The organism is Pseudomonas sp. 10S5, from assembly GCF_035019745.1.
Taxonomy (GTDB): domain Bacteria; phylum Pseudomonadota; class Gammaproteobacteria; order Pseudomonadales; family Pseudomonadaceae; genus Aquipseudomonas.
In genome coordinates this window covers 177,105-202,459 of the sequence record NZ_JASJVL010000002.1, presented here as the reverse complement: position 1 = coordinate 202,459, position 25,355 = coordinate 177,105, and the positions used below count along the sequence as shown (strand labels likewise).

Annotated in this window: 22 protein-coding genes; 7 read left to right on the top strand and 15 right to left on the bottom strand. The window is 55.7% G+C overall.

Annotation, left to right across the window (positions count from 1 at the left end; all coding sequences use genetic code 11):
• Positions 1-13: 13 nt before the first annotated feature.
• The 9 genes from hflC to QN378_RS02350 all read right to left on the bottom strand — a co-directional run bounded on the left by hflC (position 14) and on the right by QN378_RS02350 (position 10,097).
• A complete protein-coding gene (gene hflC / locus QN378_RS02390; protein ID WP_322206553.1) occupies positions 14-883 on the bottom strand; it encodes a protease modulator HflC in 870 nt (289 codons plus the stop codon).
• Positions 883-2,064: an FtsH protease activity modulator HflK gene (gene hflK / locus QN378_RS02385; RefSeq protein ID WP_322206552.1), complete on the bottom strand. Its 1,182-nt coding sequence runs from the start codon at positions 2,062-2,064 to the stop codon at positions 883-885. The genes hflC and hflK overlap by 1 nt, the downstream gene beginning before the upstream one ends.
• A 96-nt stretch (positions 2,065-2,160) precedes the next feature.
• Positions 2,161-3,462, bottom strand: a complete 1,302-nt coding sequence (gene hflX / locus QN378_RS02380; protein ID WP_322206551.1) for a ribosome rescue GTPase HflX — start codon at positions 3,460-3,462, stop codon at positions 2,161-2,163.
• Positions 3,463-3,474: 12 nt separating this feature from the next.
• Positions 3,475-3,735 carry an RNA chaperone Hfq gene (gene hfq, locus QN378_RS02375; protein ID WP_299828917.1) on the bottom strand — a complete coding sequence of 87 codons (261 nt, stop codon included), beginning with the start codon at positions 3,733-3,735 and terminating at the stop codon, positions 3,475-3,477.
• 92 nt (positions 3,736-3,827) lie between these two features.
• Positions 3,828-4,799, bottom strand: a complete 972-nt coding sequence (miaA, locus tag QN378_RS02370) for a tRNA (adenosine(37)-N6)-dimethylallyltransferase MiaA (protein WP_322206550.1) — start codon at positions 4,797-4,799, stop codon at positions 3,828-3,830.
• The gene (gene mutL, locus QN378_RS02365; protein WP_323549837.1) at positions 4,799-6,709 is read right to left on the bottom strand and encodes a DNA mismatch repair endonuclease MutL; all 1,911 of its coding nucleotides are present in this window, start codon (positions 6,707-6,709) and stop codon (positions 4,799-4,801) included. The genes miaA and mutL overlap by 1 nt, the downstream gene beginning before the upstream one ends.
• The gene (locus QN378_RS02360; protein ID WP_322206548.1) at positions 6,706-8,124 is read right to left on the bottom strand and encodes an N-acetylmuramoyl-L-alanine amidase; all 1,419 of its coding nucleotides are present in this window, start codon (positions 8,122-8,124) and stop codon (positions 6,706-6,708) included. The genes mutL and QN378_RS02360 overlap by 4 nt, the downstream gene beginning before the upstream one ends.
• Before the next feature lie 18 nt (positions 8,125-8,142).
• On the bottom strand, positions 8,143-8,610 hold the full coding sequence (gene tsaE, locus QN378_RS02355) for a tRNA (adenosine(37)-N6)-threonylcarbamoyltransferase complex ATPase subunit type 1 TsaE (RefSeq protein ID WP_322206547.1): 468 nt from the start codon (positions 8,608-8,610) through the stop codon (positions 8,143-8,145).
• On the bottom strand, positions 8,598-10,097 hold the full coding sequence (locus QN378_RS02350) for an NAD(P)H-hydrate dehydratase (protein WP_323549834.1): 1,500 nt from the start codon (positions 10,095-10,097) through the stop codon (positions 8,598-8,600). Before QN378_RS02350 ends, tsaE begins: the two co-directional genes overlap by 13 nt.
• A 63-nt stretch (positions 10,098-10,160) precedes the next feature.
• Between QN378_RS02350 and queG the strand changes: the two genes are divergently transcribed.
• The gene (gene queG / locus QN378_RS02345) at positions 10,161-11,240 is read left to right on the top strand and encodes a tRNA epoxyqueuosine(34) reductase QueG (protein ID WP_323549832.1); all 1,080 of its coding nucleotides are present in this window, start codon (positions 10,161-10,163) and stop codon (positions 11,238-11,240) included.
• Between the two features lie 118 nt (positions 11,241-11,358).
• Here the strand turns inward: queG and QN378_RS02340 are convergent, their stop codons facing one another.
• Positions 11,359-11,973 carry a trimeric intracellular cation channel family protein gene (locus QN378_RS02340; protein ID WP_322206544.1) on the bottom strand — a complete coding sequence of 205 codons (615 nt, stop codon included), beginning with the start codon at positions 11,971-11,973 and terminating at the stop codon, positions 11,359-11,361.
• Positions 11,974-12,065: 92 nt separating this feature from the next.
• Complete coding sequence (gene orn, locus QN378_RS02335; protein WP_323549830.1) at positions 12,066-12,602, bottom strand: oligoribonuclease; 537 nt, start codon at positions 12,600-12,602, stop codon at positions 12,066-12,068.
• Between the two features lie 99 nt (positions 12,603-12,701).
• On the opposite strand from orn, the gene rsgA reads away from it, so the two are divergent.
• Positions 12,702-13,733: a small ribosomal subunit biogenesis GTPase RsgA gene (gene rsgA / locus QN378_RS02330; protein WP_323549828.1), complete on the top strand. Its 1,032-nt coding sequence runs from the start codon at positions 12,702-12,704 to the stop codon at positions 13,731-13,733.
• Positions 13,734-13,831: 98 nt separating this feature from the next.
• On the opposite strand, the gene motB is transcribed toward rsgA, so the two are convergent.
• Positions 13,832-14,863 carry a flagellar motor protein MotB gene (gene motB, locus QN378_RS02325; protein WP_322206541.1) on the bottom strand — a complete coding sequence of 344 codons (1,032 nt, stop codon included), beginning with the start codon at positions 14,861-14,863 and terminating at the stop codon, positions 13,832-13,834.
• 3 nt (positions 14,864-14,866) lie between these two features.
• The gene (motA, locus tag QN378_RS02320; protein ID WP_322206540.1) at positions 14,867-15,718 is read right to left on the bottom strand and encodes a flagellar motor stator protein MotA; all 852 of its coding nucleotides are present in this window, start codon (positions 15,716-15,718) and stop codon (positions 14,867-14,869) included.
• A 207-nt stretch (positions 15,719-15,925) separates the two neighbouring features.
• Here motA and QN378_RS02315 point away from each other — a divergent pair, with 207 nt between their 5' ends.
• The 4 genes from QN378_RS02315 (at position 15,926) to QN378_RS02300 (ending at position 21,333) form a co-directional block, all read left to right on the top strand.
• Positions 15,926-17,461, top strand: coding sequence for an HDOD domain-containing protein (locus tag QN378_RS02315; RefSeq protein WP_322206539.1), 1,536 nt, complete (start codon positions 15,926-15,928; stop codon positions 17,459-17,461).
• 168 nt (positions 17,462-17,629) lie between these two features.
• Positions 17,630-18,445, top strand: coding sequence for a thiosulfate sulfurtransferase (rhdA, locus tag QN378_RS02310; protein WP_322206537.1), 816 nt, complete (start codon positions 17,630-17,632; stop codon positions 18,443-18,445).
• A gap of 49 nt (positions 18,446-18,494) precedes the next feature.
• The gene (asd, locus tag QN378_RS02305) at positions 18,495-19,358 is read left to right on the top strand and encodes an archaetidylserine decarboxylase (RefSeq protein ID WP_323549824.1); all 864 of its coding nucleotides are present in this window, start codon (positions 18,495-18,497) and stop codon (positions 19,356-19,358) included.
• 187 nt (positions 19,359-19,545) lie between these two features.
• Positions 19,546-21,333: a molecular chaperone gene (locus QN378_RS02300; RefSeq protein WP_322206535.1), complete on the top strand. Its 1,788-nt coding sequence runs from the start codon at positions 19,546-19,548 to the stop codon at positions 21,331-21,333.
• A 38-nt stretch (positions 21,334-21,371) separates the two neighbouring features.
• On the opposite strand, the gene serB is transcribed toward QN378_RS02300, so the two are convergent.
• Positions 21,372-22,586, bottom strand: a complete 1,215-nt coding sequence (gene serB / locus QN378_RS02295; RefSeq protein ID WP_322206534.1) for a phosphoserine phosphatase SerB — start codon at positions 22,584-22,586, stop codon at positions 21,372-21,374.
• Positions 22,587-22,716: 130 nt separating this feature from the next.
• On the opposite strand from serB, the gene QN378_RS02290 reads away from it, so the two are divergent.
• A complete protein-coding gene (locus QN378_RS02290; protein WP_322206533.1) occupies positions 22,717-24,276 on the top strand; it encodes a histidine kinase in 1,560 nt (519 codons plus the stop codon).
• A 245-nt stretch (positions 24,277-24,521) separates the two neighbouring features.
• Here the strand turns inward: QN378_RS02290 and QN378_RS02285 are convergent, their stop codons facing one another.
• Positions 24,522-25,226, bottom strand: a complete 705-nt coding sequence (locus tag QN378_RS02285; RefSeq protein WP_322206532.1) for a PqiC family protein — start codon at positions 25,224-25,226, stop codon at positions 24,522-24,524.
• Positions 25,227-25,355 lie beyond the last annotated feature (129 nt).

Genomic DNA, 25,355 nt, shown 5'->3' with positions numbered 1-25,355 from the left:
GCGGGTGAATCGATTACGGCTTGGATTTTTCCAGGTAACGGAAGAAATCGCTGCTTGGGTCCAGCACCATCACGTCACTTTTACTTGCGAAACTCTCACGATAGGCACGCAGGCTGCGGTAGAACGCATAGAACTCTTGATCCTGACCGTAGGCTTTGGAGTAGATCGCAGCGGCCTGAGCATCACCATCACCGCGAGCCTCCTCAGACTCGCGATAGGCCTCTGCCAAAAGAACACGGCGCTGACGATCAGCGTCGGCACGAATGCCTTCTGCCAGCTCGTTACCCTTGGCCCGGTGATCTCGCGCCTCACGCTCACGCTCGGTACTCATGCGCTCAAAGACACTGCGATTAACCTCCTTCGGCAGATCGATAGCCTTCACCCTGACGTCAATGACCTCGATACCCAGCTCTTTACTGGCCATCGCGCTCAGTGAAGCGGTAATGTCGGCCATCAGCGCGTCACGCTCACCCGACACGACTTCATGCAAGGTGCGCTTGCCGAACTGATCTCGCAGCCCGGATTCAAGACGACGAGACAACCGCTCATCAGCGATTTGCTTGAGACCCGAAGTCGCCGTGTAGAAGCGCTCGGCGTCCTTCACACGCCACTTGGCGTAGGCGTCGACCATGACGGCTTTCTTTTCGAGCGTCAGGAAACGTTGCGTCGGCGCATCGAGGGTCAATAAGCGACCATCGAATTTACGCACCTGATTCACGTAAGGAATCTTCACGTGCAAGCCCGGCTGGACGTCGGGCTGGACGACACGACCGAATTGCAACAGGACCGCACGCTCAGTCTGAGTAACTATGTAGAAGCTGTTCCAGGCAACGACCGCCAGCACTACACAAACAATCAGGGCGATCAGCGATTTATTGCTCATCAGCGACTCTCCCTTGTACGCGTATCATGCTGCTGTTGAGTATCGGTTGCAGTGCGTGCCCCGATATCCGTACTAGCGGCAGGTGAACCGATTGTCGGAGCGTTGGTGGCGCGACCACTTTCGATCATCTTGTCCAACGGCAGGTAAAGCAGATTGTTCTGACCTTTATTGCCACCGGTCACGAGCACCTTACTGGTGTTGGTGAACACCTCTTGCATGGTGTCCAGATACAGACGCTCACGCGTCACTTCTGGAGCCTTGCGATACTCGACCACTAGCTTAGTAAAACGATCGGCTTCACCTTTGGCACGCGACACGACTTCATCACGATAACCGTTGGCGTTTTCGAGGACGCGCTGAGCCTGACCACGAGCTTCCGGAATGACACCGTTAGCGTAGGTTTCAGCTTGGTTGCGCGAACGTTGCTCGTCTTCACGGGCACGGATCACATCATCGAAAGCTTCCTGAACCTCGCGAGGTGCAGCAGCGCTTTGTACGTTCACCTGGGTCACAGTGATGCCGGTGCGATACGTATCAAGGAAGCGCTGTAGACGCTCCTTGATTTCACTGGCCATCAACTCACGTCCTTCGGTCAGTACCTGATCCATCGCAGTAGACCCCACGACGTGGCGCAAAGCGCTTTCGGTCGCGTGCTGCAGACTGACTTCCGGCTGATCAACGTTCAGCACGAAATCTTTCAGGTTGGTGATCTTGTATTGCACGGTCAGTGGTACTTCGACGATATTTTCGTCTTCGGTGAGCATCTGCCCCTGCTTGCTGTAGGCACGTTCGCGAGTGACGTTTTCCTGGTATTTACGATCGAACGGCGGGAAATAGATGTTCAAGCCCGCACCGACGGTTTCATAGTATTTACCGAAGCGCAGCACCACGGCTTGCTCCTGCTCATCCACTACGTAAATAGCACTGTAGAGCCAGATCGCGACCAGCGCGACCAGCCCAATACCGAGAAGACCCAGACCACCGCCCTTGCGCTGTCCACCCTCTTCACCGCCGCCACTACCACTGCGTTTCTTACCACCACCGAACAACCCATTAAGGCTTTCCTGTAGCTTTCGGAAGGCCTCGTCGAGATCTGGTGGCCCCTTGCGGTCGCCGCCCTTGCGCTTACCACCCCAAGGATCCTGATTATTCGAGTTGCCACCCGGCTCATTCCAAGCCATAGCGCTCTCCATCTGATAAAGCAAAGACGCGCCCACGGCGCGCCAACCAATGCTACAGAATGCCTGCGTTAGCGGCACAGCCGCTTTCTCAAGCTATTATTGCAAAGTGTGTTGCTCAATGAATTCTAGCGGTTGCATTCCTTCGCGACTCACCAGGCGATTGAACTCAACACGCGGCAAACGAACCGCCAGCAAACTGCCACCCTCGTTATCATGCTCTTCGCTCTGCACAGCGCCCAACTTGAAGAACTGTGCGCGCAGTCGAGCAAAACGCTGGGGCAAGCGCAAGGTGCCAACGAATAAATCGTCACCCAGCAGCTCAGCCACAGCTTGTTTAAGCAGACCTAATCCACGACCATCACGTGCAGACAACCAGACCCGCTGCGGCTTGCCATCGGCATCCCGCTGAATCTGCGGCTCTACGCCTTCGAGTAAGTCGAGCTTGTTATACACCTCAAGAATCGGTATTCCATCAGCGCCAATCTCGCCAAGCACTGCCATTACCTGCTCAATTTGCGACAAACGCTCCGGCTCGTGCGAATCGATGACATGCAGCAGCAAGTCAGAATTGCTTGACTCTTCAAGAGTGGCGCGAAACGCTTCGACCAGTTTGTGCGGCAAATGCCGGATAAATCCTACCGTATCAGCCAACACTATTGGCCCGAAGTCATTTAGCTCTAGCCGTCGTAGGGTCGGGTCGAGGGTAGCGAACAGTTGATCAGCCGCAAAAACGTTGGAGTCGGTCACTGAATTAAATAGCGTCGACTTGCCAGCGTTGGTGTAACCCACCAACGAAACAGACGGAATATCCGCGCGTTGACGACCTCTTCGAGCCTGATCCCGCTGACTGCGAACCTTTTCCAAGCGGCTCTTGATTTGCTTCACACGTACCCGCAGCAAACGCCGGTCGGTTTCCAGCTGGGTTTCACCTGGACCGCGCATGCCGATACCGCCACCCTGCCGTTCCAAGTGAGTCCATCCGCGAACCAGCCGCGTGCTCATATGATCAAGCTGAGCAAGCTCGACCTGCAATTTACCTTCATGAGTACGCGCACGCTGCGCGAAAATATCCAGAATCAAACCTGTACGGTCAAGAACGCGACATTCGAATACGCGTTCGAGGTTACGTTCCTGACTGGGCGTGAGGATGTGATTGAAGATAACGATGTCGACATGTTCAGCTTTTACCAGGTCGCGAAGCTCCTCGACCTTACCGCTGCCAATCAAATATTTGGCTGAAGGCCTGTGACGCGGTACGGTTATGAACGCAACCGTATCGGCTCCGGCCGAAATTGCCAACTCCTGAAACTCCTGCGGATCTTCGCGCGCCTCAGGATCCTGGCCATCCAAGTGAACGAGAATAGCCCGTTCACCACCACCGTGGCGCTCAAAGAACAAAGCAGACTCCTATCAGGCGTTACCTGGCTCAGCGTCACCCGCTTCGGTTTCGGTCGCGCTTGGCAAACGAATTGGACGAACAGGTACAACGGTAGAGATGGCGTGTTTGTAAACCATTTGGCTGACAGTGTTTTTCAGCAAAATCACGAACTGGTCAAAAGACTCGATAGTGCCTTGCAGCTTGATACCGTTAACCAGATAAATCGAAACCCCAACCTTTTCTTTACGCAAAGTGTTCAGGTAAGGGTCTTGTAGCGAATGCCCTTTTGACATGTGCCGCACTCCTTTAAGGATCAATAGAAAAAAATAGTAAGAAAATTGGCTTACGCCGCCACCCCCCAAGGATAGACGGCAATTGCAAGGTCTCAGCTCAATATGGAGACCGATCCCAAGTATTTCAAGGCACGCGGCAGATTGTCGCAAGCCAGGCTGTCCAACCAGCGCAAATCTTCCCAGCTCCGTAACCAAGTGAATTGCCGTTTGGCCAGCTGGCGTGTGGCAATGATGCCGCGCTCCTGCATCTGATCCCACATCATTTCGCCGTCCAGATATTCCCAGACTTGTCGATAGCCAACAGCCCTGATAGAGGACAACCCGGCATGCAGGTCACCTCTGGCTCGCAGGGCTAAGACCTCATCAACGAACCCCTGTTCCAACATCTGTGTAAATCGTTGCGTAATTCGTTCATGCAGCAAGTGGCGATCCACCGGAGCGATGGCCAACTTCGCGACAGTATAGGGCAATTGATGGCGTCCCGAAGCGGCTGCTTGGGCACTTTGCGCACTTTGTTGCTCGCGATGTGCGGTCATACTCAAACCGCTTACTCGATACACTTCCAGAGCTCTAATCAGACGCTGCGGATCGTTTGGATGGATTCGGGCAGCAGACACCGGGTCGATTTCCGCCAATTGATCGTGTAAATCTTGCCAACCGAGGGCTGCGGCTTCGGCCTCAAGGTGCGCACGAACAATAGGATCGGCCGGCGGCATGTCCGCCAGCCCCTCCTGCAGAGCCTTGAAATACAGCATGGTGCCGCCTACCAGCAGCGGAATTTTGCCGCGGGAAGTGATTTCAGCCATTGCAGCCAATGCATCTGCGCGAAAATCGGCGGCCGAGTAACTCTGCACAGGATCAAGAATATCGATCAACCGGTGCGGAAACTCAGCCAACTGTTCTTTGGAGGGCTTAGCGGTGCCGATGTCCATGCCCCGGTAAACAAGTGCAGAGTCTACGCTGACCAGTTCACACGGAAGCGCTCTGGCGAGCGCCATTGCCAAATCGGTTTTGCCAGCAGCGGTTGGTCCCATCAGGAAAATCGCCGGGGGTAAGTCACTCATCAGCGACCGCGCAGAAACAGTTTGTCCAGATCATCCAGACCCATCTGTGTCCAGGTCGGGCGGCCGTGATTGCATTGGCCGCTGCGCTCAGTGTTCTCCATGTCACGTAGCAAGCCGTTCATTTCCGGCAGAGCCAGTCGCCGATTCGCACGCACCGCACCGTGACAGGCCATGGTGCCAAGCAATTCATTGAGGTGCGCTTGGATACGGTCGCTGGTGCCGTATTCCATCAGGTCAGCCAGCACATCGTGGACCAATCGGTTGGCTTCGGCCTGCTTAAGGAGCGCCGGAATTTGCCGAATCGCCAAGGTTTCCGGCCCTAATCGCTGCAGTTCGAAACCCAGACGTTGGAACCAAACCATGTGCTCGTCGGCGCAATCGGCTTCACGCTGACTGACAGCGATGGATTCCGGCACCAGTAGCGGCTGGCCGCTTAGCCCTTCGCTGGCCATAGCGATTTTCAGGCGCTCATACATGATGCGTTCGTGGGCAGCATGCATGTCCACCAACACCAGACCCTGTGCATTTTCCGCGAGGATATAAATACCCTTGAGCTGCGCCAGAGCATAACCCAGCGGAGGAATATCGTCTTGGGAATGGGGCAACGGTGCCGAACCCGCGCCTGGCAACGGCGCAAAGAACTCTCTGTATGCACTCTGGGCTTCAGCCGCTGGCAATACCGCACCAGCCCGCGGTGGCGAATATTGGTACTGGTAACCGGCCCCTGCCCCCGTGCCGGCAGGCCGTGCGTAGGGCTCGGCTTGCGGTTGCTCCAGTAGATTACTGGCCAGTCGCATTTCGCCCTGCGGCCCGAACTCGCCAGCATCTGGTCCGGTCGGACGCACGATAGCCGTCACCGGTACCGAGCCGCTCAAATGATCTTCAGGACGGACATCGCCAAGAGCTCGGTGCAACGTGCCGTATAAAAAGTCGTGAACCATACGCCCATCACGGAAGCGAACTTCGTGCTTGGTCGGGTGTACGTTGACGTCGACAACTGCTGGATCGACTTCGAAAAACAATACAAACGTCGGATGACGGCCGTTGAACAACACGTCGCGGTACGCCTGACGTACAGCGTGAGCAACCAGCTTGTCGCGCACGGCACGGCCGTTCACATAAAAATATTGAAGATCAGCCTGGCTACGAGAGAACGTCGGCAAACCGACCCAGCCCCAGAGGTGCAGGCCATTGCGCTCGACCTCGATAGGCAGCGCTTGCTCCAGGAAACCCGCACCACAGATAGCGGAAACACGCCGAGCGCGGGCGTTGTCATCATTGGCTTCGTGCAGGCTAAAAATGGTTTTCCCGTTGTGTCGCAGATGAAACGCGACGTCGAAACGCGCCAGCGCCATGCGTTTGATCACTTCTTGCAGGTGATCAAATTCGGTTTTTTCTGCCTTGAGAAACTTACGCCGCGCGGGCGTATTGAAGAACAGATCCCGAACTTCCACCGATGTTCCTACGGGATGCGCTGCGGGTTGCACCCGGGACGCCATATCGCGGCCTTCGGTTTCGACCTGCCACGCCTGATCGGCGTCTTTGGTGCGGGAAGTCAGGGTCAACCGTGCTACAGAGCTGATCGAGGCCAATGCTTCGCCACGAAAGCCCAGACTCATGACGCGCTCAAGGTCCTCCAGTGCGCGAATCTTGCTAGTGGCGTGACGCGCAAGGGCCAACGGCAAATCGTCGGAAGAGATACCACCGCCATCGTCGCGCACCCGCAGTAGCTTGATTCCGGCCTGTTCGACGTCTATGTCGATACGCTTAGCACCCGAGTCGAGGCTATTTTCCAACAACTCTTTGATCACTGACGCGGGCCGCTCCACCACTTCGCCAGCGGCGATCTGGTTAGCGAGTCGCGGGCTTAGCAGCTCTATCCGGCTACTGCCGCCGACCAACTCATTCATGGCTGAGCTACCAACGTTGTGTTTGGGATATTTAATCGCTGACCAATCAATAATTCGTCGGTCTTAAGGTGATTGGCATTGCGTAAACTGCCGACGCTTACCTGATAACGCACAGCTATCATTCCCAGCGTCTCACCTGAACGGACAGTATGATCACGCGGTCCTTGGACAATTTTTCCGTTATCTCGTAACCATGCGATATAAGTGCCCAGAGGCGGGTTTTGCTGGAAGAACTGCCTGACGCCAGCACTGATCGACCGCGCCAAGGCTTGCTGATGAGAAGCCCCGGTCAGCTTCGCAGCCTCCGCAGCGTTGGAGATGAAACCGGTTTCCACCAAAATCGACGGGATATCGGGGGATTTGAGCACCATGAACCCCGCTTGCTCAACCCGTGATTTATGCAAAGACGTAACGCGACCAATGTTGCTCAGCACCTTCTGCCCAACGTTTAGGCTTGACGATAAAGAAGCTGTCATGGACAGGTCGAGCAGCACGCCCGCCAGCATCTTGTCTTTGTCGTCCAGGCTTACTGCGCCTGCCCCGCCGATCAAGTCAGAACGGTTTTCGCTGTCGGCTAGCCAGCGTGCAGTTTCGGACGTGGCGCCGCGCTCGGACAGCGCAAACACTGAAGCTCCAAACGCCGCTGTTGACGGGGCTGCGTCGGCGTGAATCGAGACGAACAGGTCAGCGCCCTTTTTGCGTGCGATCTCAGTGCGCTTGCGCAGCGGGATAAAATAATCGCCGGTACGCGTCAGTTCGGCGCGATAGCCTTTCTCTGCGTTAATCTGGCGCTGCAGTTCTTTGGCGATGGACAGCACGATATCTTTCTCTTTCTGACCTCGTGCACCACCTGCGCCGGGGTCTTCACCGCCGTGGCCCGCGTCAATAGCAATCACAATATCGCGCTTGCCGTTGGGCACGGGAATCAGTTTGATTTCAGGTTTAGCGGGACTGACAGGCACGGCAGGTGCTGTGTTGGCCGCAGTGTCCGGGATGGTCGGACTTGGATTGGCATCGGCGGCATCATCGAATAGGTCCACCACCAGTCTATTGCCGTACTGTTGGTTCGGCGCCAACATAAAGCTTTTTGGCGTAACTGCTTTTTTCAGGTCGATGACCACTCGCAGATCAGTGGGTGAGCGTTGCGCAGAGCGCATGCTGATAATCGGCGTATTGGCCGTGGACAGCTTCAGCGGGGCAGCCATAGTTGCGCCGTTGATGTCGATGACTAAACGATCCGGGGAGGTGAGGGTGAACACGCTGTGCTGTACAGGGCCGGTAAGATCAAAAACCAATCGCGTGTTGTCCGGCGCACGCCATAGGCGAACACTTCGGACCTGTGAGGCAGCTATAGCATCAACAGCCAGTGCCGTGAGCAGCAGACCTACAACAGTAACAAGCGCGCGCATGCGCATACCTAACCCCATCATTTATTAAAATTTCGAAGCCAAAGCGGCACACCAGGTATCACCACGGGAGTTATTTGGACTCAAAGTCAGCGTTCGACCTTCCGCATGCGGCCCAATGGTAATGGTCAAGTCAGGCTTTGGCAAAAAACCCTCACCCTTTTGAGGCCACTCGATCAGGCAAAGCGCCCCGCCATCGAAGTAATCCCTAATACCCATATACTCTAGCTCTTCGGGGTCAACCAGCCTATACAGATCAAAGTGATACGCGCGAATCATGCCAATTTCATAAGGTTCTACCAACGTAAAGGTCGGGCTTTTAACCGCCCCTTCATGACCGAATCCCCGAATGATCCCTCGTGACAAGGTAGTTTTACCCGCGCCCAGATCGCCTTTCAAAAAAATGATGCCCACCCCGGCAGTAACCTGGGCGATACGCGAACCGAAGCTCATCATGGCGTCTTCATTGACCATATGCAGCGTTAGTTCAGACAAGGTGAATGCTCCTCCAATAAGCGACGAATGGTTGGTATCAAATCAGTGGCCGCCACCCCGCGCCCCTTTGCACCTGCCTGCTCACCTGCGCGAGCGTGCAACCATACAGCCAGGCACGCTGCTTCAAAAGCTGGCAGCTTCTGCGCCATCAACGCTCCAATTAGTCCAGACAGCACATCGCCTAGTCCAGCAGTTGCCATGGCAGGGTGACCGTGATTACAGAGCGCCAAGCGTCCATCAACGTCGGCGATCAAACTTCCCGAGCCCTTGAGCACTACTACCGATTGATATTTTTGCGCCAGCCCGCGTGCCGCTGCCGGACGATCTGCCTGAACTTGTTTAATACTGATCCCTAACAAGCGCGCAGCTTCGCCGGGATGCGGTGTGATGACACTGTGCGACGGTAACGAAACCCAGCCGCGTGCCAACTGATTCAAGGCGTCAGCGTCCCAGACCTGCGGCCGCTGAACATTAGCGGCCGCAGACAACAAAGCGCGCCCCCAACTTTCCTGCCCCAGCCCCGGACCGACGACCAGCACAGTCGCTGGCTCAATCAACGCACCTAACTCGTTGGACGAGCGAATACCTGCGCACATCACCTCCGGCAGACGCGTCAGGGCGGCAGGCACATGGGCTTGACGAGTTGCCAAGGTGACCATGCCCGCACCACTGCGCAATGCGCACTCAGACGACAATACAATGGCGCCGCCGAAACCGTGATCCCCACCGACCAGCAACACCCGACCAAACATGCCTTTGTTGGCTGTTACAGCACGGGCAGCCAAACGGGGGGCGTTTACCTCTTTTAATAACTGGGCGCTGACCGGCATTGAAGCGACAATTGCCGAGTCAGCTTGCAAGTCGTCGAAGACCAATTCGCCCACCTCATCCGCACCATCTCCGGTGAACAACCCGATCTTCAGCCCGATAAACGTCACCGTGAGCTGCGCTCGCACAGCAACGCCGAGCCTTGCACCAGTGTCGGCGGACAATCCGGACGGTATGTCCACCGACGCAACCGGCAGACCGCTGGCATTGATCGCGTTGATCGCACCGAGATAGGGTTCGCGAACATCGCCGCTCAGGCCGGTGCCCAGCAATGCGTCCAACACGATACCGCTCAAGGATTGTTCGGCGGTCCAACGTTCAATGACAACGCCTGCGATGACCGCATCCGCATGTGCTTGCCCCGCGTCACCGAACAGTTGCGACGGATCACCCACAGCCAGGACAGTCACATGCCACCCGGCTTGCCGAGCCAATACGGCGACTAAATAGCCATCGCCTGCGTTGTTGCCATGCCCTGCCATGACGGTTAACTCCCGCGCTTGTGGCCAATGGCGACGAAGGGCGCGCCACGTGGCATGGGCCGCACGCTGCATCAATTCCAGGCCAGGCGTGCCATTGGCAATCAGCTTGGCGTCAAGATCTCGCACCTGCGCGGCGCAATACAACGCGTCGGGTAATTGAGCTTTAGTGAGTTGCATGCGTTATCGGGCTCCAATGTCTGGCAGAATTATACGCACCTCAGCTCCGGTTGCCCCTTTCGCATGCCCGTTATTACTGCCGATCAGCCAATTACTGCCGACCTGGCCGACCTCGCCCAATCGATCAAGGACTGGGGTCGCGAGCTGGGCTTTCAACAAGTGGGCATTACCGACCTGGAGCTGGGCGAACACGAACAGCATTTACAACGCTGGCTGGAGGCAGGTCACCACGGCGAGATGGACTATATGGCAGCCCATGGCAGCAAACGTTCGCACCCGGAGGAGTTGGTGCCCGGTACGTTGCGCGTGGTGTCGTTGCGCATGGATTATCTACCGGGCGATACCGAGATGGTCCAGCGCTTGGCCGAATCAGAAAAGGCCTACGTCTCTCGTTATGCCCTGGGTCGGGATTACCACAAGCTAATCCGCAAGCGCGTACAACAATTGGCTGACCGCATTCAGCAGGTTATTGGCCCGTTTGGTTATAGGGCCTTCGTTGACAGCGCGCCGGTCCTAGAGAAAGCCATCGCTGAAAAAGCCGGGCTGGGCTGGATTGGCAAAAACACGCTGGTACTGAATCGCAAAGCGGGCAGTTATTTTTTCCTCAGCGAATTGTTTGTCGACCTGGCCCTGCCCGTCGATCCGCCCCACGCCACCGAACATTGCGGAAGCTGCACAGCGTGCATGGACATCTGCCCCACAGCAGCCTTTGTCGGCCCCTACCAACTAGACGCCCGGCGCTGTATTTCTTACCTGACCATTGAGCTTAAAACTGCGATTCCCGAAGAGTTACGCCCGCTGATAGGCAACCGGGTATTCGGTTGTGATGACTGCCAGATTGTCTGCCCCTGGAATCGCTTCGCTCGAGCCACCAGCCAAGGGGATTTTCAACCCCGGCACAACTTGGACAACGCAGGCCTGGCTGAGCTGTTCCTTTGGGATGAAAGCACCTTTCTCAGCAACACCGAAGGCTCACCGCTACGCCGTGCGGGTTATGAACGTTGGCTGCGCAATTTGGCGGTGGGGCTGGGCAATGCCCCGTCGACCATACCGGTGCTGGAAGCGCTTGAGGCAAGGCGTGATCATCCGTCAGAGTTGGTTCGCGAGCATGTTGACTGGGCGTTGCGGCGGCATGGTCGGTGAAGACCTGAACTCGGCACCGCAGGAACCTTGTGGGACCGAATTTATTCGGGAATGGATTTCACATCACCGACGCCTTCCCGAATAAATTCGGTCCCACAGATAACAACCCGGTGCTGCGCTATTGCGGCATGTCGCGATAGATGAACTTGGGCATTTCCCAACAGAACCGAATCGCCAGCAGCCTGAATAGCAGGCCTCCCGACAGAGTAATCAGAATCGCTTGCTCGTTCGGCAGCGCCAGGTAATGGCAGAGCAAGAAACACCAAGCGGCGGCAAACGAAACGCTGGCATACAGCTCGCGACGGAAGACCAACGGGATGTCATTGCAGAAAATATCCCGCAAAATTCCGCCAAACACCCCAGTAATCACCCCGCAAACCGAGGCCACCATCAAGCCGTTGCCGGTTTCCAGCGCCGTCATGCAGCCGATCAAGGTAAATGCCACTAGCCCCAAGGCGTCCAGCACCAAAAACAATGAACGCAAGTGACGCATCAACGGCGCGATGACGATCGTCATCAGAGCAGCAACGCTGGTCAGAATCAGGTATTCCGGGTGTTTGACCCACGTCAGCGGATAGTTTCCCAGCAGGACGTCGCGAACCGAACCGCCACCCAATGCCGTGACGCAAGCGATCAACACCACGCCAAACCAGTCCATTCCGCGGCGCCCCGCTGACAAGGCACCGGTCATAGCCTCTGCGGTTATGGCGATGAGATAAAGCATCAGCAACATGGCAGGGTCCCTGTAAAAAGGCGCGCAGTCTATTTGGGACTCAATAAGTTGGGTCCCAAATAGAATCTGCATCGTTCCGGTCTGAATGCCGATTACACCTTAATGAAGCGCTCACGGTAGTAGCGCAGTTCACCAATGGATTCGCGGATATCGTCTAGCGCCAAATGAGTGCCACCCTTTTTATATTTCAGTTCGGGCGCCCAACGTGCTGCCAGCTCCTTCAGGGTGGATACATCAAGGTTACGGTAATGGAAGTAGTTTTCCAGCAACGGCATGTGCCGATACAAGAAACGACGATCCTGGCAGATGCTGTTGCCACAAATCGGCGAGGTGCGCTCTGGAACCCATTGCTGGATGAACGCCAACGTCTGCGCCTCGGCTTCTGCGGCACTGATGCGGCTGTCGCGAACCCGTTGAACCAAGCCAGAACCGCCATGTTGACGCGTGTTCCACTCATCCATCGCCGCCAACGTCGCGTCGCTCTGATGCACAGCAATCACCGGACCTTCGGCCAGCGTGTTCAACTCGCTGTCGGTGATGATGGTCGCCATTTCGATAATGACGTCGGTATCAGGGTCCAAACCGGTCATTTCCAGATCGATCCAAATCAGATTTTGCGTGTTCTGCATGTCAGCGCTCCTCAACTTAGGCGCGCAGTTTAGCCTAGCCGAGCGTGCTAGACTCCTTCGCGTTTATCTAATCAGCTGCTTTATCAAATCGGAACACCCATGGCCAAACGCCAACTCAATCGTCGTCAAAACTGGCGCATCGAAAAGATTCAAGGCGAGCGCGCTGCGCGTGCTGCCAAACGTGAATCGGCAACCCTTGAAACCCTTGAGGGCGGTGACCTCGGTCCTGAGCAGACCGGGCTAGTCATCGCGCACTTTGGCGTACAGGTCGAAGTCGAAGTGCAAGAAGGTGAACAGGCCGGCCAGGTTTGCCGTTGCCACTTGCGCGCCAACCTGCCCGCTTTGGTTACTGGCGACCGAGTCGTCTGGCGTGCTGGCAATCAAGGCATCGGCGTCATCGTCGCGCAATTGCCGCGCACTACCGAGCTTTGTCGCCCGGACAGCCGTGGTCAGCTGAAGCCTGTGGCTGCCAACGTCGATATGATCGTAATCGTCTTTGCTCCCTTGCCTGAACCTCATGCCAACCTGATCGACCGTTATCTGGTTGCGGCTGAGCATGCAGGCATCCGCCCCCTGTTACTGCTGAACAAAGCGGACCTGATCGACGATCAGAACGCCCCGGCGCTGAACGCATTGCTGGCGGTTTACCGGCAGTTGGGCTATCCATTACTGGAGGTGTCTGCACACCAAGGCGACGGCATGCAACAGCTGCAAGATCAGCTGGATGGGCGAATCAGCGTGTTTGTGGGTCAGTCCGGGGTGGGCAAATCATCGCTGGTAAACAGCTTGCTGCCAGAAGTCGAAGCACGTGTAGGGCCGCTTTCGGAACAGTCCGGCCAAGGTACGCATACCACGACCACTGCCCGCCTGTTCCACTTCCCGCGTGGCGGCGATCTGGTCGACTCCCCTGGTATTCGCGAGTTTGGCTTGGGGCACGTCAGTCGCTCAGATGTGGAAGCCGGTTTTATCGAGTTCAATAACTTGATCGGCACCTGCCGGTTCCGCGATTGCAAACATGACCGTGAGCCCGGCTGCGCACTGCTCAAGGCCCTGGAAGAAGGTCGCGTGCAGCAGCAGAGGATGAACAGCTACCGCTCAATCATCGCCAGCCTGCCGGAAAACAGTTACTGACTCGGCCTGTCCAACGTTTTCTGTAGATGCCGCCTTGACCCTCACCACGTCACTGCCCTTCGCCAACAAGCTGGCTCTACAGAGAAACGGAACAAGAACTACTTTTTGGGCTGATCTATCTTCAATGCGTTGTCTTCAAAAATGTTGAGCTTTTGCCGAAGCTCATGTGGCTGCACAGCCTCATCGGGATTAACCGGAACCGGCGCGCTTGAGGCAGGAGCGTCCGGCGTCACGGGTCCGGTAGCGGGTGAAGGCGCGGGAGCGGTACCGTTCAGCGACGGTGACAATGTTCCGTCGATACGCTGCTGAGCTTTCTTCGTCAGTACAATAATGTCGATGCGACGGTTGATCGCGCTTTGCGGATGCTCCTTGTCGTACAAGGATGACGAGGCATAGCCTACAACCCTTGCCACCTGCGGTTCCGGATAACCACCTGCAACCAACGCCCGACGAGCCGCGTTAGCCCGGTTCGCCGACAACTCCCAGTTACCGAACTCGCCACTGACTGCGTAGGGCGTCGCGTCGGTGTGACCGCTAATGCTGATCTTGTTCGGCACTGCTTTAATGGTGTCGGCCATGGCCAACAAGATGTCTTCGAAATATGGTTTCAAGCGCGCACTGCCAATGTCAAACATCGGCCGGTTTTCCGCATCCATTATTTGGATGCGCAAACCATCCTGAGTAATCTCGAATTGAATCTGGTCCTTGAATTTCTTCAACTGCGGATTTTCATCGACCTTAGCCTGCAGCTCTTGCAAGAGCATATCCAAGCGTTCTTGCTCAACTTGTTCCGCCAGTGTTTCAGACTGGTCGGTCTCGGTCTTGATTTTATCCGGCTGCGGTTCGGACTTGACCTCAGGGTTGAGAGTCTTGTCCGGCGCCAGCGCGGGCGAGCCGCCCAAATCAATAACATAAGGCGTGCCGCTTTCGGTGAACCCTATAGGGTCTTTGAAGTACCCGGCAATCTGAATTTTTTGCTGAGGGGTTGCAGAGGACATCAGCCACAACACCAGGAAGAACGCCATCATCGCCGTCGCAAAGTCGGCGAATGCAATTTTCCATGCGCCGCCGTGATGCCCAGCGGCATAGCGCTTGACGCGCTTGACAATTATTGGCTGATTATTTTCCATGACTCAGCGACCGCGAACCGCTTGTTCAAGCTCACTGAAGCTAGGTCGGTGCTTGGGGTACAAGACCTTGCGACCGAATTCCACCGCCAGCGAAGGCGGCATACCGGACGCTGAGGCAACCAGCGAGGCCTTGATGGACTCGAACACATTAAGTTCTTCCTTGGCATCGTGAGCCAAGGACGTTGCCAACGGGCCAAAGAAACCATACGCAGCAAGAATACCGAAGAACGTACCCACCAGCGCCGCACCCACGTGCGTACCGATAGCAGCCTGATCACCATCACTCAACGACGCCATGGTCACCACGATACCTAGCACGGCCGCAACGATACCGAAACCGGGCATGGCGTCAGCAATACCGGTAACCGCGTGCGAAGGATGCTCAAGCTCTTCCTTCATGCTTTGCAGTTCCATGTCGAACAAGCCTTCAAGCTCGTGCGGCGCCATATTCCCTGATGACATGATCCGCAGGTAGTCGCAGATGTAAGCGGTCATACGCTCATCTTTGAGCACGCCAGGGTATTTAGCGAAAATGGGACTGGCCGAGGCGTCTTCGATGTCACCTTCAATCGCCATCATGCCTTCGCGGCGGCTTTTGTTGAGAATTTCGTAGACCAGACCCAGGATTTCCAGATAAAACGTGTGAGAAAATCGGGAGCTGAACATCTTCAGCGATTTCTTGATCACATGCATGGTCATGTAACCGGGGTTGGCCTGAAGAAATGCTCCAAAGGCGGCGCCACCGATGATCATGACCTCGAAAGGCTGGATCAATGCCCCGATCTTGCCGTGTGACAGGACGTATCCGCCGAGAACGCTCGCGAAAACGACAATAATGCCGATAATTTTAGCCATATAGAGAGAGTTCTTACTGAGTAGGGTTCGAGATCATGAGTGGAAGTTCTTGAAACTCTTCTTCTACTTATCGGCGTAAGTGCGCCAGACTATAGTCAGTTCAGGCGAAAAGCCAGTTCGACCCTAGTAGCAGGGCGCTTGCACTGACATGCCATGAGTGTTGCATCCAATATTTGTCCTAATTATTAGCCGTACAGGCCGCCTGCAATGCCACCAGAAGCATCAGCACCGCTCCCCATTCCACGCACCCTTGACGCATGGCACAAACAATTGGACGCGATTCGCCTGCCGGTACCAATCGACAGCCACGCCCAAGTACTGAGCGCGCTTGGTGATAACCGTCGGTCGCTACGCGACATCGCTGAATTGATGCAGGAAAGCCCTTCGTTGGTCCTCAGCGTTTTGCGCGAGGTCAACCATCACAGCATGGGCTTGAGCGAGCCAGCGGAAAGTCTAGAGGTGGCAATTAACCGTCTGGGTCTGAAGCGGACAGAAGAGCTCCTGCAACGTCTACCGGCCCTGGAGTTCGAAGATATTTCGCCGAATTTGCGACAATTTCAAATGATCAGCCAACATGCAATGCAGCAGGCCAACGGTCTGTTCGCCGGCCGCCTGGCGCGGCTATGGCAGGATATACATTGGGGTAGCCTGCTGTTTTTGTCTCCGCTCTGGCCGATGGCTCTCGCGCACCCGAAACTGCTTGAAGAATGGGAGCTACGCGTAATTCACAAAGGTGAGTCGGCGCGCATTGTCGAGAACGCATTGTTCGGGGTTAGCCTGCTCAAGCTATGCCAAAATCTGGCCGTCGCATGGCGTCTACCCATCTGGGTAACTCAGGGCTATAACGCGCTGATCAATGAGCGTCGGCTGCTGGTTAAAGCATTGCATATTGCTCGCGACCATCTGAATCCATTGCATCAGAGGCAATGCCTCGACGCAGACCCCGCACTGCGTCGCTGGCTTAATCAGCCCGCCAATACAATCCTTCTCGCAAACGGCATTGCATTGTCTGCACAACAAGCCTGGGACAGCCCGCACAGCCTGCGCTGGCAAACGCTGACCTGCCTTTACCTGCAAATTTCGCTGGATGAACTTCAACAGCAAGTACATCAACAAGCAGTACAAAGCGCTCGAAAACATTATGCGACAGGGCTATGGCACCCTGCCGAGGCGCTCATTTGGCCAGCGGAAACACGGCGTATTCATCGTGGAATGTTACCCGCCCCTCCACCCTCAGCCGAAGCTCTACACCAGTGGCGAAAGTATTGCACCGAGCTATTGGAGGAACCTAGTCGATTCAATAATGCCATGCACCTCACAACACTTGCCCGCGACGCACTGGTTGCCTGCGGTATGCAGCGCGTCATGCTGCTGATGATTGATCGTAATATGACTGTTTTACGTGTCCATCAAATTGCCGGGTTGGAAAAGGACGCCATGCACCTGACACTGGACATCGCGCAGAGTACGGTGTTGCAGCGCCTATTGGCTCAGCCGACTCAATTACGCCTGACGCCCGCGAATAATGCTCAATTTTCAGCTTTGCTGCCCGCAAGATTAAAAAGCCTGTTTAGCGGCGACCATTTATTGTTGCGCTCGCTCAGCAGCAAAGAGCGAGTGGTGATGTTGGTGTTTGCGGATCAGGGTGGTGGACCTCTTTCGGAAATCAGCGTCCAGGCATTCGGCAAAACCTCGCAATGCATCGAACGCGCACTTAGCAGCTTCAGCAATCGCAAAGTCTGAAGTCTCCGAATCAGGCGGTTGCCCCACGGGCGGCGTCGAAGGCCGGGCGGCATCTTGTAACGTAATTAAGTTAAGCCCGGTGCGCCTACGCGGGCGTCAGGCACAGCTGTCAGAGACGGCGATGGGATCTCTAAGCTACAATTCGCCTCTTTTTTCTGGAGATCTCACATGTCTGAATTCTCTAGCTTGCCGTTAGTCATAGAGCCCAGCGACTTGCTGTCCCGTCTTGACGCGCCTGAGTTGATCCTCATCGACCTGACCAGCAGCGCTCGCTATGGCGCCGGACATATTCCAGGCGCACATTTTGTTGACCCAAAACGCACCCAACAGGGGCAGGCACCGGCACCGGGGTTACTGCCCTCGCTCGCCCAACTGGAAGTGTTGTTCGGCGAGCTAGGGCATAACTCCAAAGCAGTTTATGTGGTCTACGACGACGAGGGTGGCGGGTGGGCCGGACGTTTCATTTGGTTGTTAGATGTGATTGGTCACTCGCACTACCACTATCTGGATGGCGGCCTGCACGCTTGGCTGGGTGAAGACCTGCCCCTGTCGACCGAGGCTCCAGAGACCGTTGGCGGCCCGGTGCCACTGACTTTGCACGGGGAACCCACTGCAACTCGCGAATATTTACAGAGTCGTTTGGGTGCGGCAGATCTGGCCGTCTGGGATGCACGCGGACCTACTGAATATTCCGGTGAAAAAGTCCTCGCGGCTAAAGCCGGTCACGTTCCGGGCGCAGTGAACTTCGAGTGGACCGCTGGCATGGACCCTACACGTAACTTGCGTATTCGTAAGGACATGCCGCAAATCCTCGAAAGGCTAGGCATTACCCCGGACAAAGAGATCATTACCCACTGCCAGACCCACCACCGATCAGGCTTTACCTATTTGGTGGCCAAGGCGCTGGGCTATCCCCGGGTAAAAGGCTACGCGGGCTCTTGGGGTGAATGGGGCAACCATCCCGATACGCCAATCGAGAAATAAGACACGCTGCAAACCGTAGCTATTTATTAAGAACATGTTAGGAAATGTAATGAAACAGCGTTTGTTTATCTTCAGCCAATACTTTCTTGCGCACCATCTGCTGTCCCGTCTGGCCGGCTGCGTAGCCGAATGCCGGGTCCGGTGGTTCAAAAATGCATTCACTGCCTGGTTTGCTCGGCGCTATCAGGTGGACATGACGCAAGCGCTGGTTGAAGACCTGACTGCTTACGATCACTTCAATGATTTTTTCACCCGTGCATTAAAGCCAGGTGCTCGACCGCTGGATCAAACTCCGGGTGCGATTCTCAGCCCTGCTGACGGAGCAATCAGCCAAATGGGCCCTATTGAGCATGGTCGAATTTTCCAGGCCAAGGGTCACAGTTTCAGCGTGCTTGAACTTCTGGGTGGCGATGCCAATCTTTCTGCGCCATTCATGGGAGGCGAGTTTGCAACGGTCTATCTGTCGCCAAAAGACTACCACCGTGTACACATGCCATTAGCCGGCACCTTGCGTGAAATGGTTTATGTTCCTGGACGCCTCTTCTCGGTTAATCAGACCACAGCCGAAAACGTTCCCGAGCTGTTTGCCCGTAACGAACGGGTCGTCTGCGTGTTCGATACCGAGTGTGGTCCGATGGCCGTCGTTCTGGTGGGTGCAATGATCGTTGCCTCGATCGAGACCGTGTGGGCCGGTCTGGTCACTCCCCCGAAGCGCGAACTGAAAACAGTACGCTACGACGAAACCGCTCGTGCACCGATTCACCTGGAAAAGGGAGCAGAGCTCGGACACTTCAAACTCGGCTCAACTGCCATTGTGTTGTTTGGACCCAATCAGGTGAATTGGGCGGGACAACTGGGCGCTCTCAGCTCGGTTCAAATGGGTCAAGCGCTCGGCCACGCTAACCAGGCATGACATCAAGTCACGCCGTTAGCAGCATCACACCGATAGGCTGTTAGGAACAATCTGACAGCCATGGCGGATAAAAGACCATAGAAAGCAGCCAGCGCAAGCCGATGCTGCTAGAGTCGGTTGTCGGACTTGGCTTTGTTTAGAATGAGCAACCGCTCTAGCCATTGCGTGATTGGAGTTTCCCGAGCAAATGAGTAATTCAAGTCTTCATCTGTCGTTGCGCGCGCCTATGCCTTCGCCGACGCAGTTGAGTCTGTCGTTTTGCGAGCCTACGCCGCGTGACTTGAAACGCTGGATTGCCGTTCTGCCCAAAGCCAATCTAGGTGAGACCGCTCGCTTGCTTTATCAGGCCTTGGGCGAACTTAACCATCTGTTGACACCCAGCGAAAACCGCCTACAGCTGCTTGAACTACTGCGCCCAGAGGTCTATTACGTCTGCAAGAACCTTGAGCGGCATTTCCTAAGTCAGGCCATCGTGCTCGACGAGCGCCCACGCAAAGTCGCCAACCTGTGCCAAGCACTTCAGAACCAGCTGGCGGCGGGCTACAAACAGATCATTGTCCGTATCTCACCGCGCTTTTCCAAAGACCGCACCACGCTGCTGGCCACGGCAACGCAGCGTGCACTACACAGCCTAAATGGCACGCTCATTCGAGCGAGCCAACTGTACTGTCCCGTGCCGGAAGGCTTATGGCTGGAACTGCATCAGATTTACCTGATTGCTCGCCACCATCAATTGCACAACATTGCGATACCCGACCCTCTCGCCAGCCACACTAAGACGATGAGCGCAGAACAAACCTATGTAGTGGCCGTCTTGCTGGGTTGTTCACGCTGCAATCAAATGCGCCAACTCAACATCGGTCGACTCGCCGAGGTTCTAGAGCCTTGGAGCCGACTGGTAAAGCTGCAATCTCCTGCCGAGCCTTCCAGCCTGTTCGCTGTAGCACAGGATGCTGATGCCCCTCCACGCTATAAGTCGCTCTACCTGGAGGAGCAAATGCCAAGTCTACTGGGTATCAACCCACTGTCTTTGGCGTCAGCAATCAAGGCATATCTCGATTTGCCCGTCGATAAGCGCGCAGGCTCAGAGCTTCTGGTACCCCACGGTTTTTCTCTCGACCTGCTACAACATTTGGCTGCTGCGTGGGGCGACGTCTCGGAAAGAACATTTCAGCGCACTGCGGGGCAAGGCCACCTCACGCTGTGCATCGGCATGAGTGCACTGCACTACTACCTGGGTGGCCAAAAGTCGTTCAGCGAAATGCTTAAAATCCCCGCCATGAACAAAGCCGCGCAATTTCATACCCAACTTTCGATTAATGCGACGATCGATCCCTGGTCAGCCGCCTTCGACGCCGCCCGGGAGTCTTCTGCACAGCCATATGAAGAAATTCGGTACGAGCACGTCGACGTCGACGGTGGTGATTTAGCTTCGAATACTCAGCACACATTCCCTACGTTCGCACTGAATGTCATTAACCACAGCCCCGGCGGTTACTGCTTGGCATGGCCGAAAGACGTTCCCAGCCAATTGCAGGCTGGGGAAATGGTCGGCATTCAGGATGGCAGCGGTCAAGGCTGGAGCATCGCCGTCGTGCGCTGGATTCGTCAGGTACGTAGCGGCGGCACGCAAATGGGTATTGAGCTGGTGGCACCGTTTGCCCAGCCCTGCGGCTTGCAGTTGATGCGTAACACTGACCCCGCCAGCCCCTATCTGCGCGCGTTATTGCTGCCCGAAGTGCGGGCAATCGATCAGCCAGCGACCTTGCTTGCGCCACGATTACCGTTTCAGGAAGGCCTGAGCGTAATGATCAACAACAGCGGCGATGAGCATCGCGCAGCTCTAGGTAAACGCCGCGCAGGCACGGGCAGTTTCAACCAGTTCGAATATAAAACCATCGAAATGCCACGTAAGTCGCCATCGCTCGATACGGTGCCCGAAGAAGAATTTGATTCGTTGTGGACATTATTATGATCGGTCATGCGGCGTGGCCAAAGCACCGCAATATTTTATCAACCTCGCCCGTCGCGATCCCGAAAGCCCAGCAGATAAAGAATTCCGTCCAGGCCCAATGTAGAGATCGCCTGCCTTGCTGATTGTTTCACTAACGGTTTGGCCCTGAATGCTACGCCTAGACCCGCGATCGCCAGCATCGGCAGGTCATTGGCGCCATCTCCAACGGCAATGGTCTGCTCCAGGCTCAAGCCTTCCTTTTGCGCCAATTCACGCAGCAGATCAGCTTTGCGCTGTGCATCGACAATGGGCTCAATGGCCACGCCAGTCACTTTACCGTCGACCACTTCCAGCTCGTTGGCAAACACATAGTCGATGCCGAGCTTCGCTTGCAGCTGTTTTGCGAAGTACGTGAAACCACCCGATAAAATCGCGGTTTTGTAACCCAGTCGCTTGAGCTCCGCGAACAATGTTTCGGCGCCCTCGGTCAAGCGTAACGAGGCGCCGATTTCATCCAGCACGCTGACATCCAGACCTTTGAGCAACGCCAGACGCTCTTTGAAACTGGCGCGAAAGTCCAGCTCGCCGCGCATCGCGCGCTCTGTGATTTCAGACACCAACTCTCCGATGCCGGCGGCCTTGGCCAGCTCGTCGATGACTTCGGCCTCGATTAATGTCGAGTCCATGTCGAACACCGCCAGACGCCGATTACGCCGAAATAAAGAGTCCTGTTGGAAAGCAATATCGACATTCAACTCCTGCGCGACACTCAAAAATTCAGCCTGCATCGCCTTCGGATCTGCAGGCTCGCCCCGCACCGAAAACTCAATACAACCTTTGCCTTTGTCGGCGGGCGTGTTTAAAGGCATCCGCCCGGACAGTCGATCTATCTGGTCAATATTCAAACCGTATTTAGCCGTGATCGAACTGACACGCTGCAACTGCTCCGCCGTCACCTTGCGTGTCAGCAACGTCACGATATGCCGCGCCTTGCCTTGGCCGTCAACCCACTGCTCATAGTCTTCTTCGGAGACAGCCGTGAAGCGCACTTGCTGATCGAGTTTGTAGGCCGTGAATAAAATATCTTTAAGCACTGAAGAACCTTGCTCAGTTCTCGGAATCTCAACCAGAATGCCAAACGACAACGTGTCGTGGATCACCGCCTGACCAATATCAAGAATGTTGACTCCACCCTGGGCAAGTACCCCAGTGATGGCCGCAGTGAGACCGGGACGGTCTTCACCCGTGATGTTTATCAGGACGATTTCGCGCAAGGCGCACCCCCGCAGTGGAAAAAAACCGCATTCTAACCACTTTCAGTGACCATCGGGCACAGCAAGCGCTTTGCCGCTCAAGGGTCGATCGTTATACTGCCCGGCAACTTCACCAAAAGAGCCGTGCTCAGTGAACCGGCCCACGCCAGTTAAAACCGATAACTTCTTCCTGCTGATCTTTCGGGCATTGCGCCATCGCCGTGTACCGCTTGCCTTGCGTATCGCTAGCCATAACGTGATCCTTGTCGCTTTGGCGCTGCTGATCTACGCCTGTGTCATGGGCCTGCAATTCAAGCAGGCCATGCACGAACAGGCCGACGCACTTGGCCAGGCGCTGACAACGCAGACAGCCACCTCCGCCACTGAACTGCTGGTGTCCAACGATATCCTCAGCCTAAACGTGCTGTTGGGCAACCTGGTGAAGAACCCGTTGGTAGCCCATGCCGCTATTTACAGTGTGGACAATCGCATTCTCGCCGAAGCCGGAAATCGTCCGAAAAATGGCCTACTGGGTGAAGCGGGCGGGTTGTACGAGATAAAAATCACCTTCCAGGATGTAACGGCCGGGCACTTGCGTATCAGTCTGGACATGACTCAATTCCAGCAGCCGATGACCATCAGCTTGCAGAGCATGGCGATTCTCAGCGGAATTTTGCTGGCGCTGGCGCTGGCGCTGAGTTTGCGTCTTGGCCGAAATATTTCTACGCCGCTGCTGCAATTGCGCGTGTGGCTTCGCGATATTGACGAACACACGCCAGCCACTGACCGTCAGGATGAAATCGGTGATCTGGCTCGGCAGCTGCACGCGTCATTCGCGCCCGAACCACCTGAGCCTCCGCCAATACGCGAACCTGAGCATAACGAAAGTGAAGGCCACGATCCGTACCTAGAAACGCAAGACGACGTTGAACCAATGTTCGCCAGCAACGAACTACACGACCGAGGCTTTGACAAAGCACCCAAAACTCGGGTGACAGGCACAGTGCCGCGGCGCATCCTCGCAGACGAAGATGAAGAGGACGAAGAAGATCCTTTTGCTGATCTGCGTGATCACTCCGTGTCAGCCCCAATGATCAGACCTATCGTGATAGCGCCCGCTGTACCGGTTCAACCACTGCACAGCGCGGTCCTGGCAGTGCAACTCGGGGCGCAAGATCAGCTACGTCGCCTACCCCGTGCACGATTGACAGACCTGCTGCAACGCTACCGCGACTGTATCGATCAGGCCGCCTCGCTCTATGAGAGCGAAGTGCACACGCTGAATGACGGCAGCACGCTGATGCTGTTTCACAGCCAACAAAGCGGTGATGACTACCTGACTAATGCGATTTGCTGCGGCGAACTGCTCAGGGCGCTTAGTCATGCCTTGCAAATAGAAGTCGCTGATAGCGGTATTACGCTGCAACTGCAATTAGGCCTGACCCAAGGTGATGACTTGTCAGACCTCAGCCAAATCGACCTGCTGCTCACCGACACGGCGCAAAGCGCATTGGCCCTTTCGCAACACAGCCGTAACTTATTGTTGGTAGAACGCAGGATCATTGATGACCCGCTGGTACATCAACGCGCCCGAATACGCCCTATCGCCAATCCGGAAGGCGCCTGCTGTGTCGAACGCCTGATGGAGCCGTACCCCTCGATGCTTGAACGCCAGCTGTCACGGATGCACGAGAGTCGCGGCAAGGTCTAACCGCAACGCCGCTATGCCTTAAAGAGTTACCCCCGTCGCGCAGCCTTAAGGCTATGGGGTGTCTAGACTTGACATGCTGTCATAGCATCTGTCATCGAACAGGTGATCCCGTGGTCGCAGGGCATTCGCTGATATCGATCAGAGCAGGCATGATGAACCCGAGGCGTCGGGGTTTTTCGTCCCGTAATTGCGCTTTTGAACGCTTTGATCAACCCACTGCGTATGCAGACTTTCCGTCCGTTCGACTAAAAGCGGAATATTTCCATATCTGTGCGAATCGGCGAGGCCATGGGCATCTTTGGCTTGTCGTGGTCTTTAATATTTCGGACCTGAGCGGGAGCTGCTTTTTTAGGTTCGTCTAACGGCTGGCTTGCCAAGGGTTTAACTGCAACAGCCAACTGATCGGCCAATCGCTGTAACAATACGCCTTGGGCTTTCACCTGAGCGGCTGAGCTGCCCAAGTGCGGCTCTTCCATGTGCACCAATTTGCTGTCACGAACTTGACCCCTGCGATCCAGCAAACGCCATTGAGCGTCCAGAATTGCAGGTTGGTTCACGCCTGAGTCAAGCCGGGTGATGGAGAGCACCACTTGCACATCAGGAGTGAAACTGGTGGTAGCCGGGGCCAGTACCACGCGCTGACTGTCAAGTTTCCAAGCCAGTTGGCGCAAAAGCAATTGATCGATATCTGAAGACAGACTGCCCGCCCAACGACCGTCAGTCGATGCAGTCAGGCTGCCATCTGGTTGACGCTGCAACAAAGTTTCCCGTTGCAGGTAATCGGCCACTGAAACTGGACCCAATAAAACGGCCACTCCAGCGCTTTGTTTAGGCTGACCCGGTTGCCCGGCATCGAGTTGATAAAGAGAAGTAGGCTGCTGAACGCTGCAACCGACCAGGCCCAGTACGCTGGTCATTAACACTACAAAAGATAGGCGCGCAAAATTCATCATCACATCCACATAGCCGCCACAACGCGGGCCACAGTCTAAAAATATTCACAATAAATATGAAGGCACTCAGCCATGCTGACGAGGCGAGACGCCATATCATCCGTGAATATTGATCATGACTCCAGC